Source organism: Paenibacillus sp. FSL R5-0744 (assembly GCF_037972555.1).
GTDB lineage: Bacteria > Bacillota > Bacilli > Paenibacillales > Paenibacillaceae > Paenibacillus_AQ.
The window spans coordinates 5,479,339-5,493,281 of sequence record NZ_CP150228.1; the positions used below are offsets into that span (position 1 = coordinate 5,479,339).

General features: G+C 32.6%; 13 protein-coding genes. All 13 read right to left on the reverse strand.

The features are described from left to right. Positions 1-2: 2 nt before the first annotated feature. The 13 genes from MKY19_RS24275 to MKY19_RS24335 all read right to left on the reverse strand — a co-directional run bounded on the left by MKY19_RS24275 (position 3) and on the right by MKY19_RS24335 (position 13,920). Entirely contained in the window at positions 3-143 is a 141-nt protein-coding gene (locus MKY19_RS24275) for a mannose-1-phosphate guanylyltransferase (RefSeq protein ID WP_339804489.1), read from the reverse strand. Positions 144-728: 585 nt separating this feature from the next. Then, positions 729-2,135, reverse strand: a complete 1,407-nt coding sequence (gene wzx, locus MKY19_RS24280; protein ID WP_339798235.1) for an O-unit flippase-like protein — start codon at positions 2,133-2,135, stop codon at positions 729-731. Between the two features lie 39 nt (positions 2,136-2,174). Then, a complete protein-coding gene (locus MKY19_RS24285) occupies positions 2,175-3,257 on the reverse strand; it encodes a glycosyltransferase (RefSeq protein WP_339798239.1) in 1,083 nt (360 codons plus the stop codon). Continuing rightward, positions 3,250-4,464 (reverse strand): oligosaccharide repeat unit polymerase, encoded by a 1,215-nt coding sequence (gene wzy, locus MKY19_RS24290; protein WP_339798242.1) that lies wholly within the window; start codon positions 4,462-4,464, stop codon positions 3,250-3,252. The genes MKY19_RS24285 and wzy overlap by 8 nt, the downstream gene beginning before the upstream one ends. Positions 4,465-4,537: 73 nt before the next feature. Continuing rightward, positions 4,538-5,686 carry a glycosyltransferase gene (locus MKY19_RS24295; RefSeq protein ID WP_339798245.1) on the reverse strand — a complete coding sequence of 383 codons (1,149 nt, stop codon included), beginning with the start codon at positions 5,684-5,686 and terminating at the stop codon, positions 4,538-4,540. 413 nt (positions 5,687-6,099) lie between these two features. Next, positions 6,100-7,227, reverse strand: a complete 1,128-nt coding sequence (wecB, locus tag MKY19_RS24300) for a UDP-N-acetylglucosamine 2-epimerase (non-hydrolyzing) (protein WP_339798247.1) — start codon at positions 7,225-7,227, stop codon at positions 6,100-6,102. A 5-nt stretch (positions 7,228-7,232) separates the two neighbouring features. Beyond that, positions 7,233-8,345: an NAD-dependent epimerase/dehydratase family protein gene (locus MKY19_RS24305; protein WP_339798249.1), complete on the reverse strand. Its 1,113-nt coding sequence runs from the start codon at positions 8,343-8,345 to the stop codon at positions 7,233-7,235. 1 nt (position 8,346) lies between these two features. Then, positions 8,347-9,366 carry a polysaccharide biosynthesis protein gene (locus MKY19_RS24310; protein WP_339798251.1) on the reverse strand — a complete coding sequence of 340 codons (1,020 nt, stop codon included), beginning with the start codon at positions 9,364-9,366 and terminating at the stop codon, positions 8,347-8,349. 50 nt (positions 9,367-9,416) lie between these two features. Further along, positions 9,417-10,631 carry a glycosyltransferase family 4 protein gene (locus MKY19_RS24315; RefSeq protein ID WP_339798253.1) on the reverse strand — a complete coding sequence of 405 codons (1,215 nt, stop codon included), beginning with the start codon at positions 10,629-10,631 and terminating at the stop codon, positions 9,417-9,419. Then, complete coding sequence (locus tag MKY19_RS24320) at positions 10,628-11,527, reverse strand: NAD-dependent epimerase/dehydratase family protein (RefSeq protein WP_339798256.1); 900 nt, start codon at positions 11,525-11,527, stop codon at positions 10,628-10,630. Before MKY19_RS24320 ends, MKY19_RS24315 begins: the two co-directional genes overlap by 4 nt. 1 nt (position 11,528) lies before the next feature. Beyond that, complete coding sequence (locus tag MKY19_RS24325; RefSeq protein WP_339798258.1) at positions 11,529-12,155, reverse strand: sugar transferase; 627 nt, start codon at positions 12,153-12,155, stop codon at positions 11,529-11,531. 89 nt (positions 12,156-12,244) lie between these two features. After that, positions 12,245-13,237, reverse strand: coding sequence for a copper amine oxidase N-terminal domain-containing protein (locus MKY19_RS24330; RefSeq protein WP_339798260.1), 993 nt, complete (start codon positions 13,235-13,237; stop codon positions 12,245-12,247). 2 nt (positions 13,238-13,239) lie between these two features. After that, positions 13,240-13,920, reverse strand: a complete 681-nt coding sequence (locus tag MKY19_RS24335; protein WP_339798263.1) for a hypothetical protein — start codon at positions 13,918-13,920, stop codon at positions 13,240-13,242. Positions 13,921-13,943: the final 23 nt, after the last annotated feature.

The following is a 13,943-nucleotide window of genomic DNA, read 5'->3' on the forward strand; positions in this document are numbered from 1 at the left end:
CCTTAATCAAATCTAGTTATATCATCTTCTTCTAAATAATCCCCTATTTGAACTTCAATTATAGTAAGAGGGATTGTTCCAGGATTTTCAAGCCTATGCTTTTGTCCTGATTTCATATATATACTTTTGCCAGCATGTACAATTTTTTTTCATGATCGATAGTTACTTTTGCAACTCCACTAACCACAATCCAGTGTTAACTTCTATATTGGTGAAGTTGATAGGATAAACGTTTTCCCGGATCCAACTGTATTTTATTAATTTTAAACACTTCTTTTTCTTCTTCTAATATCTTATATTGGCCCCATGGACGATAGTTATGAATATGATATTCAGCCCTAGGATCTTTGTTTATTTTCAGTGTCTCTACAACATCTTTTACTTTTAGGGATTGATCTCTTTTACCGCCCTCTGTGAATACTAATCCCTCTAATTTGGTCTATCTACTGAATAACGGCGGTTTTTGAGCAAATAAATGAAGTTCCGATCATAGTAGAAGGCTAATTCTAAGGGATTTTAATGGAGAATTCTCTTCAATTGCTCCGATATCATACTATTTTACACTTCCAATGGAAGAGGGGAGATTCCGTACCTTAGTCAAAAGTAAACACAATTTAGATTACACTTGAATTTTAAAGATTAGCTAAACACGCCTCTTTCTCCCCTCTTGTTATGTTTTTTTGAAGCATATATAGCATATTTCAAGTCTCTTTATGTTAGTAAAATAATCACAGACGGTAATTATACATTTTTTTAATTTCTCGGAGACCAATTTTGTACACTTCAATAGGATTCGTATTTAAATAATTCATAACTACTTTCGGCCATTTCCAATTATTATATAAAAGTTGAATCAGGATTTGTGACAATAACACACCCCAAATACTTAAATTAGTAAATGAAATTAAAAAGATAGAGAAAATAACGCTAAGAAAACTAGATAATATAAATGCTCTTGTATAGGGCACCTTATTTGTATTCGAAATAAAAGAAGCATAGAATGAATGATGTTTAAGTAGGAACGTATAAATTGATATTGCTAAAAGTATTGGAATACTAAATTCAAGGTCTGATTTAAATAACGATAGTACGGGCAACCCAATAATTATTAGCGCAATCCCAACCCAAAATAAAATGGTATATACTGTCATCGCAACTGCCATTAATCTCTTAGACTCTTTAACGTCATTTTTTACATATGCAGCTTGTAAAGATGGTTGATATGCATTGTAAAGCGAACCAGCAATCGTTGCAATAGCGGTGACTAATTGAATCGAAATCGAATACATAGCTGTTAATGTCAGGCTGAAGTATATCGAGAAAATAATAACTGATGCTTGGCTTGATAAATAAGATGATAACGATACTAGTCCGTCTCTCCAAGCATTATGCCATACGATAGAGAATGTATCTTTGATTTCTAATGAACTTAACATCAACTTATTTTCCGATAACAATTCACCAATATTTTTGTATTTATAAAAAAAGATCTTCGATATAACTCTAAAAATCAATCCATAACACAGATAGCCTAATGCTACAGCCACTAATCCTAGCCCTGAATATAACAATATAATTGAAAGTAAAATTTGTGTTAGTCTAGAGATAACTGTTGCTATATTAATCTCTTTTATTGCACCTACACCTCGTAATAGAGTAGCAAAGTATCCATAATAAATATTTAAAAAGACCGCTAAACTATATATAAACCAAGCTACTAAGTAATTTCCCACCTCACCTTTACCGGATAAATGAATTATATAAAATGTTCCAGCTGTTGATAATATTAGTAATGCAACTAACGATATCAACAAATATATTCTTTTACATGTAGCTATTATTTTAATTAATAATTTTATATTGGGTTTTGAGTTTTGAACAAAGTGAACATCATTTTTCCTTAATTCTATGGCCCCATTCCAACTGTAAGCTACATTCCTTGCTATAGTTGGATTAAAGCCAAAATCAAAAAGAATCACAACCCCACCAATACTTAAAAAAACATACCATAAACCAAGAGCATCACCTGTAAGATAATACATCATGAATGGTAATAATAAAAAGTTACCCGCCAACGACATAAAAGTTCCTATATAGCTCCATATAACATCACTTTTTGATGTTCTTATCCCCATAATCTCTCTCCTAGCATTTTCATGAATGATCCATTATATTTATAATTCCGAAATTAATTTTTTAAATAGTTCATTCGATATATTGAAACTATATTTATCATTAAATATACCTCTAGTATAGCTATTCAATTTATTTTTATTAGCTCTATTTGAGTATAAATTTATCTGATCAATGAAGTCTTGAGCAGTATTACATAAACCTCCTGCGCTACTATAATTAAATTCGTATCCCTCGAATGCTTCTTTAGTACCAAATATAGTTTTTCCATACATCAATGCCTCAGCCGTTTTAACCTTCATTCCTGCACCACTTAGTATAGGGAGTGCTACGAAACTCGCCTTATTATAATATTCACTCAAATCATCAACTGTGCCTAAAACTTCAACCTTGGTACTACTTAACTCATCTCTTTTATTTTCAAAGCCCTTACCCACTATGAGCGTCTTTGCATTTATAAATGGAGAGACATTTTTTACAAACCACTCAACACCTTCATATGTATCTCTTTTCAATGATCCAACTATCAAGCATACTTCTTCATTTAAATACTCTAACTCGCTATTCTCTGATAGCTTAGCTCTATCTTCAAATGTAATTGGAATTTTCATATTTGGTTTTCTCAAATACAACTTTTCCACCCTTTTTGCATCTCTCTCATTTAATACAATTAGTTCATCACTATTCTTCACTATGTACTTTTCATTATTTTTCACTATTAACCGGTATAGATATTTTCTGATTTTTTTCCCAAATCTAACCTCAACATAATCATATTCAACATTGTGAAAGAAAGTGACTATTTTTACGTCAGGATATTTACATCTTAATTCACGTGCAAATATTCCGAATATGGATCCATCAAAAAAAATAACATTAATTTGCTCCGATTGAATTATATTTTCTATTAAACCTAGTTCATTTCTTTCTATAGGTGGAAAAAAGCCCCTACACATCGTTTTCAAACTTCTATAAGAGGATTTTTTCTTTATTCGTAATTTTATAACATGAGATAATTGTTCAAGTGCCTTTAGGTTTCGATTTGAGCATTGACCGCCTCCATATGTAGTATCATCATAATTATTACATGTAACAAATAGAAACCTTTTATTCTGGCTAAACATTCATTTCCCTCCCATACTTAACTTTAATAATTTTAAAAAACCATAAAAATGGACCAATATAGAATAAACTTAAATACCCGTATGAAAATACTTGTTCGAGAGCTGCAACATTATATATTTCAATAATTAACAAAAAATAAATAATATCTAGTTGCCCTTTGTACTCCTCTAAAGCTCTTATTATCGAAGAAATTACAATAAACAAGAAAATAGTTATTATCAACCATATTAATCCAGTAGAAAAATTTGAATAAAATAACGTACCTGCATATGAAAGTAATCCTGCATTTGAACTTGTAATAGGAGTAATATCATTATGAATAGCTTGAACAAAGACATTATTCATAGGTCTAAAATATTTAAATGGCATTAATAGACCAGGTACTAACGGTCTAAACATTGCTAAAATATCTTTCAATATAATTCCTTCTTGATTGTATAACAACTTAATTATCTCTAAATTCTGAATATTCGAAACCGATAATGGAAAAAACGAAAATCTATTCGTTAACGCTTCAAGACTATCAAAATAATTTAATTTAAAATTCCATGTATTAAGTCTGATATAAAATTTTAATTGATAAAAAAATTGGTACGCTTTTGCTCCTAGTAGTAATAACACTCCAGTAAACATTATTGTTTTTATATTGCTAAACTTAATAATTGTTTGCCGCTTGTTGAAATATAAGAATAACTCGATAATAGCATATTGAAAAATAAACATAGTCCAGCCTAGCGATAGCCTATAAATAAAAAATAAAATACAGTTTAGAATATAATTTTTGTTCTTATCACGACATAATATATAGTAGAACAAAAAAATACTTTCAACTCTAAAGAAAGCAAAAAGAAAAGAAAAATTAGAAGTAGCAGTCGATCCTACCTTACCTACCCCAGTTGTAAAAGTGAAAATTAATTGGGCTATTAGAATAATTAATATGAATTTATGGGCTTTACTCTTATTAATTTCAATTTTACTTGGCATAAAACTAAACCTAAATTTTTTATTCTTAGTCGCTTTATAGAATCCATATAAAAAAAAGTATCCAATGACTAATATAAACAATATCCAGAAAACAGTGAATTCATTTACCAATAAATCACCCATTGCTTTTGCTTCACCAGTATACCTATGATTTATAATCATATATGTACCTGAAATAATATGAGATAAAATATATATTGTTATAACAATTTTTTCAGCCATTATTCCCTAACCTCACTCAATTATTTCCTTATGCAATATCCAAATTTAATAAGATTTAATGTTTAATATTTCATTATTGAAAAATATCATACGTAAGTTGAATATTCTCTTCATGATTTGACATTTTGATACCATACTCAAATGCATTTTTAGAGTATATAAGGTATTCATCACTCTTCATATCAACAAAATATTGAATTGCACTTATATATTTGTAATCATCCTTCAATGAAATATCAAAGCCTACTTTCTCATCGTTTAAATTCCTCCATGGAGTATTATCACTTATGATAATAGGGCATCCACCTACCAAGGCTTCCGATATAACATGGCCAAAATTCTCGCCAAGAGTAGGAAGTAAAAAAATATGATGATTTTTATACATATTTAAGATTTCATTATGTTCAATTGTACCCTTATACTCAACTTTGATATTAAGAGGTAGTTTTTTTATTTCTGAGCTACATTCGTTCCAATATGAATCGTCTTCAATCGGTCCAAAAATGGTTAATCTAACATTTCCCTTTACAAAATTAAGATATTCTATGGCCTTTTTCAGGTTCTTTTTAGGATGTATTCGTGATAAAAAAACTATATTCAGTTCGCCACTAAATTTACTTTTTTCCTCAATGTACTTTAATTCTCTATAATTAGCGGTTAAATTACTAGCGACCACAACATTAGAGTATTCACCAAAAATTTTAATAATATCTTTTTTTTCTCCTTCAGCAGTCGCATGCCATTTAACTTTTTTATATATACCCAATATTTTAACTATCCTTAAATAAATCAACTTTTTTATACGTTTTAAACCAAGTGCTCCTTCAGAAAATTCACCTCTAGGTGATAAAACGATTAATTTATTCGGATCTCCGATTAATTTATTTATTAGAATAGGCAGAATACTATATTTAAATGAAAAAAAACTATTTAGATATATTACGTCATAATCCATACCCTTTATCATTTTAATTAATAACTGCAAGTTAAAAGAATTTGCATTTAAATATTTCACATTAGCTTTCCCAACTCTATTCCAAACATTCGTTTGGATATTTTCGAAAGGATGTCTATCTCCCAAATCTCTATCGCTTGTAATAATGTTGAACGTTATCTGATCTGAGAGATTCTCAACAATATTTTTAATCGATTGAATAGGACCACCACCTTTAATACCAGGTGTATAGTAAGTAGTAAATAACAATATTTTTTTACTTTTCAAGACATTTCCTCCCCACCATCTTAGTAAGCAATTTAATAATTATAAAAATCAGAAGCATTTTTTTCATTAATTGCTAGTTTTTATAACTCAACATTCACCGCTAAATAAAAGTTCTAATGTACGGACACAAACAATAGTTAGCAACTTAAGCTCCTAATCTTTACGACTTTATACATAAGAATAGACACCTTTATTATTTGGTAAAGTGGGTTAGCCAAAATACTACCAAATAGAAGAAAAGTGCCTCCTGTTAATAGTAATGCAAGCAAATTAAAAAGATCCTCATAAACAAAAGAAGAGAATTAAGTAGGTGTTTGAAAAACTATATTTATTACAGTACTTGAGTAATTAAAATAGATGAATCTATCTTAAATTTTCGATCAATTTCAAAAAGAATGAATAAAATCTACATATTACCAAATCCCCCAGATGGTTCGATTTACATAATCGGTATATGACAAAATAATTCTAAGAATTTTATCCGATATATTAGGCATGCTATAATCAGAAACACTTCTCAGTGTTTCTTTCACTTGAGTATCGAGTATTTCTATGCCTTGTAAAATACGCTCTTTTTTTAATCCAACCATCATAACGGCCGCTTCTTCCATTGCTTCAGGTCTTTCATGAGCCTGTCTGATATTCAGTGCTCTTAGCCCTAATATTGATGATTCTTCACTAATTGTTCCACTATCACTAAGTACTGTTTTAGCCTGCATTTGAAGCTTAATATAGTCATTAAAGCCTAAAGGTTTCATCATCTTTACCAATGGGTTAAATTCTACCTTCTTGGCTTCAATCATATTTCTAGTTCTAGGATGTGTACTGACTATAACAGGCATATTATATTTATCAGCAATAGCATTCAAGCTTTCTACTAAATCTAAAAAGTTTGTTTCTGAATTAATATTTTCTTCTCTGTGAGCAGAAACTACAAAATATTCCCTTTCAACAAGATCTAATCTTTTAATGATATCCGACTTCTCAATATCTTCTCTTCTTGAGTTAATAACTTCAAACATCGGACTTCCGGTTTTAATAATTCTATCTGCTGAGATACCTTCTCTTAGTAGATATTCTCGTGCAATATCACTATAAGTTAGGTTTATATCTGATATATGATCAACAATTTTCCTATTGGTCTCTTCTGGCACTCTCTGGTCAAAACATCTATTACCTGCTTCCATATGAAAAATAGGAATGTGCCTTCTTTTTGCTGCTAAAGCACACAAACAGCTGTTTGTATCTCCAAGAACTAAGAAGGCATCGGGTTTAACTTCTTCCATTATGGGATCTATCTTAATAAGAATATTACCTATAGTTTCTATTGCGCCCCCGACGGCAGCATTAAGAAAATAATCAGGTTTTTTCAAATTAAAGTCTTTAAAGAATACTTCATTTAATTCATAATCATAATTTTGTCCAGTATGAACAAGTGTATGTTCTATCGCATTTGATTTTTCAAGCTTATTGATAACAGCAGATAGTCTTATTATCTCCGGCCGTGTACCAACGACTGTCATTACTTTAAGCTTTTTCATATTTATTAAACCTCCAAGTAGTATGTATCCGGCTTCTCTGGGTCAAAAAATTCATTAGCCCACATGATAGTGACCATATCGTTCTCACCGAGGTTTTCGATATTGTGAGTATAACCAACTGGTATATCTATTACTTTCAATTTTTCTCCACTTACGTAATATTCTATTATTTCACTTGTTTCTACTTTTCTAAATCGAATAACGCCCTCACCGCTTACGACAAGGAACTTCTCATTTTTTGTATGGTGCCAATGATTTCCTTTTGTTATTCCTGCTTTTGAAATATTAACAGAGACTTGTCCTCTATCTGGTGTTTTTATAAATTCAGTAAAAGAGCCCCTATCATCCACATTCATCTGAAGATCATAGCTAAATCGATCTTCAGGAAGATAACTTAAATATGTGCTATATAACTTTTTTGTTAAAGAATCTGCCATGTTCGGAATAGTCCGATCTAGTCTACTATTCTTAAATGAATAAATCAGCTTAACGATTTCACCAAGGCTAATAGAGTGTACAACCGAGACTTCATAAAAATTCTCTTTAATATTCCTCTTACCTTGTAATGCATTAATCATTTCTTCAACCACATCATCAACATAAACTAAATTCATAATAACGCTAGGATCATTAATAATAATAGGAATATCATTAGCGATATTGTTGCAAAAGGTGGCGATTACACTGTTATAATTAGGTTTACCCCATTTTCCAAATACATTAGGTAATCTATAAATAAAAGTATTCACTCCTGCCGATCTACCATAATTCAAAATAGATTCCTCAGCTGCATGTTTACTAATACCATACGGATTATTATGTTCGGCTTGTATGGAAGAGGATAGTAATATTGGAGTTCTTTTATTGTTAGCATTCAGTATATCGATTAGTTGTTGAGTAAATTCTGTGTTACCACTCGTAAAATCTTCAATATTCTCAGGACGATTAACTCCCGCTAAATGAAAGATAAAATCTGCTTTAATAGCGTACTCTTCTAACTCATTTAATGAATGCTTGGAACCAACCTTCATTACTTCAATGTCTTCTCTTCTGTCTAATGTTGCTACTAAATTACGTCCAATAAATCCAAAAGCACCTGTTACCAAGACAGTCTTCATATCAATGTACTCCTGCCAATAGTTCTTTTTTGATTGATTCTAAACTTAATAGAAGTTCTTTTATTCCTTGAATATCTAATCTCTCTGTATTATGAGAATTATATTCCCACCCCTCAGAGATTTCCTTGTCGCCTTCTTCAAAAAACTTATCATAATTCAAATCTCTAGTATCTGCCGAGATGCGATAATAACTCCCCAAATCCTCTGCTTTAGCCATTTCCTCCCGTGTTAACAACGTTTCATATAACTTCTCACCATGTCGAGTTCCAATGACTCTCGTTTGACTGTCTGACTGGAATAATTCCTTCAACGCAAGAGCTAGATCTCCAATAGTAGATGCAGGAGCTTTTTGAACGAATATATCACCTTGTACTGCTTTATTGAACGCAAATAGCACAAGTTCCACAGCATCTTCCAATGACATTAGATAACGAGTCATATCTGGATCTGTAATTGTAATATCCTCGTAATTCTTAATTTGATCAATAAACAATGGAATTACCGAACCTCGGGAGCACATCACATTACCATAACGAGTTCCACAGATTAATGTGTTCTCAGAAGAAACCGTTCTGGACTTAGCGACCATAACCTTTTCCATCATTGCTTTAGATATCCCCATCGCATTAATTGGGTACACTGCTTTATCTGTTGAGAGACATACTACCTTTTTCACTCCAAATGCAATTGCAGCGTTTAAGACATTCTCAGTTCCTATTACATTTGTCTTGACCGCTTCCATAGGGAAGAATTCACAAGAAGGCACTTGCTTAAGTGCCGCTGCATGGAATACATAATCAACATTATGCATAGCCGAAGTGATGCTATTATAGTCTCGAACATCTCCAATAAAAAACTTAACCTTGTCATTTCTTAGCTCTTTACGCATGTCATCTTGTTTCTTCTCATCACGCGAAAAGATTCTTATTTCTTTGATTTCAGTATTTAGAAATCTTTTTAAGACTGCGTTACCAAAAGAACCTGTACCACCAGTTATCAATAATGTTTTATCCTTAAACACGTAATTCCACTCCTCAAAATAATTCCAGTAGTTTTATTCCTGAAATATAACTATGTAATTAACGACCGAATGACATCAAAATATTTACCGGTACTAATTTTTCTCTCGTAATTCTCATCAAAGATCTTCCTGGCATTCAACCCCATATATTCACAAACTTCAAGATTGTTAGATAAAAACTCAATCTTATTAGCTAATCCTCTAGCATCTCCTTGGTTGAAGCTATAACCTGCGTTATTTGTGTTTAGCTGTTTAGAGATGTCAGTATCTGAGGACATAATCGAAAGTAGCGGACGACCAGCTGCCAGATAACTGTATGTTTTACTCGGTACACTCATCCCTTCTACTCCACGTTCTAAGCTCACTAAGTAACAATCAGCTGATTCCAGCATTTTCAAATATTCATCGCCTACAAGAAAACCATACATTTTTACATTCAATAGATTATTAGCATCAATATATTGTTTTATTTCATTAACTTTATTCCCGTGCCCGGTTAATATAAACTGAACATTTCTATTGTCATTCATTATGTAAATACATTTCATTATCGTATCCATATCCTGACAAGTGCCCATATTACCACTATATAATACTCTAAATTTGTTATCTTCAATCGGATTCATCTTAGTATTAGAACTGACTTGTTGGATCTTAGTTCCATCATACCAATTGGGTATAACCATAATTTTTTCTTCAACTGTTGTAAATTTATTATCTAGCATGTATGTTTTCATTTCCTCACCTAAAGCAATTACTTTCGAGGCATGTTTATAAACAAGTTTATTAGTGAAACTCATCAATTTATAAATCATATTTCCTTTTTTTATAGTATCCATGAGTACAGCTAAGTCGGGATAAATATCATAAGAGACAAATATAAACTTTTTACGAAAAATAGCACTTAATATAGCTGGAATAATTGGTAACAACGGAGGATTAGAATAAACAATTATGCATTTATAATTCATCATTCTTGGCCATCTTAATAACATGCTAAAAATAAAAGAGAAATAATTAATGAGCCTACTTAAAGTTCTCTTCTTATTTAATTGAATATATTTTACTCGTCTAATATTAATATTCTTGTATTTTTGTTTTTTCGGTAAATCCTTATCTGTACTGTACTCTGAAGGATAACCACAGAGCACATCAACACTTAATCCATTCTCAACTAGATCTTCAGCCATCTCGGTAGGAAGCGTTGCAGAGGATACATATTCCGGATAGAAATACTGACATAAAATTAGTACATCCTTTTTCAATTTCCAGCAATCCTTTCACACGCTTTTTTTTCGCAAATACTAATCGATTCTGATAAGTCTGCAAAGCAATACTTATGTTCAAAATGATTAGAATCCTCCAAATCAAATACTAAATTTCCAAATACTTTATTAACAGCATTTATATGTTTCCCAATGGTAGAAAACACTGCACCTAGAATTCTCGAAAAAAATACATTCCTATTATTTTCTTTAGAAATTAATTTCATTAATTCAAGTGTATTCACATATCCTCTGTTTTGAGGAAAAAAAAGGCCTTCTGCCTGATTGTCAATAACCATTCTGATAAATTCAGAAAGGTAATCAATAAATATCATGCTTCTTTGATTATTTATATATGGAAACACATTGATTTTTAAAATAACTTTTCTTAATCGCTCATAGTTTCCAGGAGAGTTAGGTCCATAAACCATAGGCGTTCTTACTATAGCAACCTTAAAATCCTTATTGGCTATTTGCTGTATTTTCTTCTCAGCCTCAAGTTTACTCTTCCCATAAAAAGAAGTTGGTTTACACGGTGTATCATTTGTTATTACACCTTTTCCACCAATTTCTCCGTTCAAACCATACACTGAAAATGAACTCATAAAGATAAAATGACCAATTCCTGATTCCTTTGCTTTAATCGCTAGTTCCATAGTTAAATCTCTGTTTACTTTAAAATATTGATCTTCCATAGAACTCTTTTCTTTTTTGTGGACAAGTGCTGCAACATGGAAAACGACATCGTATTTAGTTAAGTCCTTACTTCTCCATTCTTCTCCTCTTAAAGATAAGAATTCTACACTGTATAGATCAGACCACTGCTGCAACCATTTCATAAGACTTGTGCCTACATAACTACCTTTACCAGTTATTAATATCTTTCGTTTGCTCATGTTATAAGGTTACCCCTTTAGTAGAAGACACTTCCTTTTTGGTTGTTCCTTCTTTTACACCATCAGATTTAAGAACACTTAGGATCGTCATAAAAAACACTTTTATATCAAACATAAAAGAAAGACTTGCAACATATTCCCCATCCAGGTTCGCCTTCTTTTCAATAGGCAATTCATCCCGACCATTAATCTGAGCCCACCCAGTCAACCCAGGTTTAATATCATTAGCTCCGTATTTATCTCTTTCAGCAATCAAGTCGTATTGATTCCACAACGCCGGGCGAGGTCCAACTATACTCATTTCACCTTTAAGAATATTGATAATCTGAGGTAATTCATCCAAACTTGTTTTTCTTAGAAACTTTCCTATTTTCGTGATAAAGAAATCAGGATCTTCTAGCAGATGAGTTGGCATGTCTTGTGGTGTATCTGTTCGCATCGTTCTAAATTTCAGTATGTAGAATTGCGATTTATTTTTGCTTAATCGCTTTTGTTTAAATAGGACAGGGCCTTTAGAGCTTGTCTTAATCGCGATCGCAATGATCAAGAAAACAGGCCATAACACTATCATCCCAATTAAAGCCATCAGGAAATCAATGGTTTGTTTCACGTAAACATAAGGTCTCATAAGTTCACCTGATCCTTTAAGTTACTATTTTCAATCTATGTACATCATCTCTATGTCAGAGAGACATAGAGGTGATCGTCTTATCTTGTTTAGTTCGCCATTCCCGCAGCTAATTTTTTCCCCAACTCAAGCGTCGCTTTAAATTCACTTCTATACTGTTTAATAATCTCCGTACTATATCCGTTACTGTTCAGTTTTTGTTCAGTGTCGGCTATTATACTGTTGAAATTGGAAGTAAATGAAGCTAGCTGTTGTCCCCCTTTAGCCATAATGCTTTGCTTACTCACTTCATCTTTTGCTCCAAGATACTCTCCTAAAATGCTCATTAAAGTCGATTCGCTTTGTTCTCTAAGCGCAACAAGTTTAGCTTCAGTTTCACTTGTTATGGTTTCATAAGAAATTTTTCCATTTCCCGCAGCACCACCAACTGTTGTACCGGTTGGTGCTGGTGTCGCTACTGGAGATGGGGCCTTAGTGTCACCTTGTTCTTGATAAGCTTTTGAAGCAGCAGTAATGATCTTCGTCTTCTGATCCCAGCTAATGTTATGACCTACAGATTCCGATAAAAAACGTAGCGGCACATATAAGGAGCCATTCAAGATAAAGCTGGATTGGCCCGTAGGTAATGCCTTGGTTACACCGTTAAATACATAACTCGCCTTAACTTGATTGAGTACAAGATTCTTAGATACTGCTGAAGCACTATTCCCGTTTGTTGCATTCATTAGATACTCTTTAATCACTACTAGTTCTGAGCTGTTAGGCTCTGCTACGATAACCTTAACGTTCTTAGCATCCCAGCTTACACTCTTCTGTAAGGCATATGACATAAACCGCAATGGAACATAAGTTGTATTATTGTACATGAAGACGTACTGACCTGTTGGCGGTTGAATACTAACACCGTCAAAAATCATCTTCACATTCATGCTTTGTACTTTGACTGTTGCTGTTGCTGCCTTACTCGTTGTACTAGTTGCAGCTGCTGCCGAAACAGATATAGGAGCCGATGCCGTTAAGGGTGCTAACCCTATTGAAGCTATTAACGATAGAGCTATGACTGGTATTGTTGCTTTAGACATTCTTATTCACTTCCCTTTTCTTTCGCTTTTAATTGTTCTTCTTCTTTAAGAATTTCATCATGTGTCTTCCCGCGACTGATACCATATTTCTTGGCAACCTGTGAAAGCTCATTGTATTGTTCTTCGGAAACCTTACCGAGAATGATACTGCGTGCTTCCCGCTTCTCATCAAGCGTTAGGCCACCCTTGGCTAGATCTTTTAGACGGTTGATATCAGATACACTTAGTTGACCGAGCACAATAGCAGCTACATCTGCTTTATCCTTCATCGTTACGTTATCTTGAATTTCTTTAGCTTTATCTGTTGAGACCTGCGCTGTATAACCATCTGAAGAGGTATCTTTTTGATCTGTTGATGGAGCTTTCGTAGGTTCACTAGTAGTAGAAGCTGTTGTATCTTTTCCAGTTTCCCCAGTATCTTTGCTTCCCTTATCATCAGTTGATGGAGCAGGTGTTGCAGAAGCTACAGGTTCGACCTTATCATCTGCTACTGTATCTTCAGGTGCAGTTCCTTGATCTTGAACACCATTAACTTGATCCTCAGACTCCAGATCAAAACCATCTGCCATTGAATTCATCAGCTTATCCACAGCATAATTCGCAGCGAACAGACCACCTACACCCAGAACTACAATGATTGACAGCGTCCATAAAAGGATCTTTTTCCATCGTTTGTTGAACACTTATGTATCCCCCTTTATGAATA